The 2,640-nt window shown below is 63.2% G+C and carries 3 protein-coding genes; 2 read left to right on the top strand and 1 reads right to left on the bottom strand.

Translation table 11 applies throughout. The annotated features are described in order from the left end of the window. Positions 1–358: 358 nt before the first annotated feature. A complete protein-coding gene (locus tag ON19_RS30960) occupies positions 359–955 on the top strand; it encodes a pentapeptide repeat-containing protein (protein WP_083899725.1) in 597 nt (198 codons plus the stop codon). Between the two features lie 400 nt (positions 956–1,355). Here ON19_RS30960 and ON19_RS30950 read toward each other — a convergent pair whose 3' ends face one another. Continuing rightward, a complete protein-coding gene (locus tag ON19_RS30950; RefSeq protein WP_157229903.1) occupies positions 1,356–1,637 on the bottom strand; it encodes a hypothetical protein in 282 nt (93 codons plus the stop codon). 815 nt (positions 1,638–2,452) lie between these two features. Between ON19_RS30950 and ON19_RS30945 the strand changes: the two genes are divergently transcribed. Next, positions 2,453–2,640: MerR family DNA-binding transcriptional regulator (locus tag ON19_RS30945; protein ID WP_043700863.1), on the top strand; the 188-nt coding region annotated here is incomplete at its 3' end.

The following is a 2,640-nucleotide window of genomic DNA, read 5'->3' as shown; positions in this document are numbered from 1 at the left end:
TCGAATTCAGCAACTGGATCATCGCCGCCGCACCCGCCGCCTCCACGTCGTGAGCCGAGGAGGCTGCTCAGCTACATCCGCGGTGGGGATTCGAGGGGTGTTGTAGCTACCGCGTCGGGCTCATGAGTGGCGAATGTGCAATATTCGACGGTGTAATCGGTTGCCTCGGGTCCGCCACGGGCCTGCACGTGATCGAGGACTCGGTGCATCAGGGTGGGGGAGACCGGCTGCCATCGCAGAGTGCCTCCCTTCTCTCGGAGCCGAACGAGGCAGTCTTCGGCGTTGAGGTCCTCGAGCGTCAGGTGTACGAGACCCCCACGGCGGCAGGCTGTTTCGATGAACAGCCGCGGGTACGTCGGTGTCTGAGCAGTCGCCATGGCGTAGTCGGTGGGCCCGCTACATTGCCTGCGCTGCCTACCTGCGCGACGCGACCTTGTCCGACGCAACCTTGTCCGGCGTGGACCGGTCCGGTGCGGACCTGATCTGCGCGGACCTGACGTTCGTGAGGCTGATCCGCGCGAACTTGTTCCGCGCGAACCTATCTCGCGCAAGGCTGTATGGCGCGATTCTGCACGGCGCGAATCTGACCGGCGCGATCCTGATCGGTACGGACCTGTCCTACGTGTATCTCGCCGAAGCGAACCTGTCCGATGCGGACCTGTTCCGCGCGGATCTGTCCAACGCGAACCTCACCGCCGCGAACCTGAACAGCGCGACACTACGTATCGTGGACCTGTCCGATGCGGACCTGACCCGCGCGAACCTGACCGACGTGAATCTGACCGGGGCGAACCTGCCGCAGATACACATGCTCGTAGCGTTGAAATGGTCGAGCAAGACCCGATGGGGCCGACACACCGGTGAGATTCGCGCGCGGTCGATCGAACAGAGCCACGGCGCCTACATCTTGAATCCCGTCACTGGCCAGCCTACGAGAGCTCTTGTAATGGGCTAATACAGTTTCGACAGGTTTCCGACACCGGTTCGGCGGAACCGTCCTGGCGGTTCGCTTCCGAGGGGTATGCGTCCGAGAATCGAACGATTCTCGACATCGCAGCCCGGCCGGGATAATCCTTGAGCTACGTGAGCTATAGCCCGGCGGCGGCACTGCCGAGGGGCTCCGTGGCCGCTTCGCTAGCGCCGGAACCGGTTCGCAATCTGATTCATGACGTAGTTCTGCGTCTCCAACGCCGTCACAAAGCCGTGGCCGCCGCTGGGGGAGCTGGGCGGCAGCGGCCTGGGAGTGAAGTGCGGGTTGCAGATCGAGCACCGCTCGGGCTCGCGATGGTAGGTCAGCAGTCCAACCGGGCCGTCGAAGATGGATGACATCTGATTCGCTTTCTGTGAGGTCCACGTTATTGGAGATAGCGGGACACGATCTGGCCTTGGAGCAAGGTGATGATTCGTAATCCTGGCTCGGTCGCTGGTCTGCCAAGTTCGCGCATCAACTCGACCATGTAGTGCGCGGCCGCGCCCTCGCGGGGGATCGCTTCTGGCTGAAATCCCTGGCTGTGCTTACCGTCGCTGATGAAGATGGTGCCCTGCTGAGTTTCGATACTCGTCACCATGTCAGCGTTCACGAACTTTCCGCGTGCGACCTCGATGTAGGTTCGAGTTGCCATCTCGCGTGCTGTCATCGACCTCGAGGTCCCGTCTCCCTATCGGCCCGCCGAGCGGATTTCCGCGGCGGACGTGTGCCATGCCAGGAGACCACGTGAAGTGCCTGCGCTCCAGCCCTTTGACCGACTCGGCGCCAACTCGCCACCGCCGTGGTGATCCCAGTACGAGAGCATGGCAATGCGGTGCCAAGTGAGGACCGCTTGCGCCGGGGCCCTGGCTGCCTGCAACCAGATGATGTGAGCTGTCGAGTTCTGTCCATCATGAGGGGCCCGCAGATTGCAAATGGTCTGCCACTGAATATTGTGTCGGAGAACCGTTCGGTTCTCCGACCCTCCCCCGCCGGGGGAGGTGCGGTCCGGAAGCGCAGGTCGGCCGAACCTGCCCTGTGTCGACCCTCGACGGCGCCGCCCTCGATCCGATCGGCAGAGGCAGCGCCCTGGTCGGCTACGGCCGTCCCGTTTGATCCAACGACCCAACGAGCACGACGGCAGTCGCCACTGAACGAACCATGCGAGCACTGTGTGGTCACGCAACCGACACCACGCCGAACGGTGGTGCCGACGCATGGTTCTATCGGTGATGTGTGACGTCGTTGATCGGCGAATCTCGGCGGCGGTCCGAGCGGGCGGAATGTCGTATCGGCGAGATCTGACATCGCGGTCTCGCTCGACCTCCACGCCAAGACCGGTTCGGAAGTGGGGCATGTGTCAATTGAGGATGTGGCGGCACGGCGTGACTGCTGGATTCGGCGGGCGTGTTTCGGCTTGCACCTGACGTAAGGTCAGGTTCTACCGTCGGCGACACCGGTGCAAAGTGCGTCGGTGGAAGTGAGATGAAACGGATGGAACAGCCCGGAACCGAGCGTGTGTGGAAGGTCGGAGAACTCGCGGCCGAGGCCGGACTGACGGTGCGGACGCTGCACCACTACGACCGTATCGGGTTGGTACACCCTGCGGAGCGGACCAGCACCGGCCACCGGCTCTACACCGCGAGCGATGTCCAGCGTCTGTATCAGGTGCT

The sequence above is a fragment of the Nocardia abscessus NBRC 100374 genome (assembly GCF_000308455.1).
GTDB lineage: Bacteria > Actinomycetota > Actinomycetes > Mycobacteriales > Mycobacteriaceae > Nocardia > Nocardia abscessus.
Note: the sequence above shows the minus strand (reverse complement) of the source record. Positions and strands in the feature narration are given on the sequence as shown.